Here is a 268-nt window from a genome sequence, read left to right on the forward strand (position 1 = left end):
ATTGCAAATTTATCTACCAAAGGTGGAAGTAGTGAAAGCGACTCACCGATCTGGTTACGAATTTTCTGGTCAGTGGTGATTACATTGGTCAGTGTTGGTCTGTTGTTGGCAGGGAGCTTCCATTCCATGCAAAGCGCCGTAGTACTCTGTAGATTGCCATTCTCTGTGATTATTTTGTTGTATATGTTTGGTATGAGAAAGGCGTTGTTACAGGATCATTTTAAACCTCAACCACCAATATCGCTTTCGCAACAAGCACCCCAGCAAG

General features: G+C 42.9%; 1 protein-coding gene. It reads left to right on the top strand.

Annotation, left to right across the window (positions count from 1 at the left end; translation table 11 throughout):
* A partial coding sequence (locus tag FLQ44_RS25100) for a BCCT family transporter (protein ID WP_369126623.1) occupies positions 1–268 on the top strand: 268 nt, incomplete at its 3' end.

Origin of the sequence: Vogesella mureinivorans (assembly GCF_007644035.1) — a bacterium.
In the GTDB taxonomy this organism is placed as follows: domain Bacteria; phylum Pseudomonadota; class Gammaproteobacteria; order Burkholderiales; family Chromobacteriaceae; genus Vogesella; species Vogesella mureinivorans.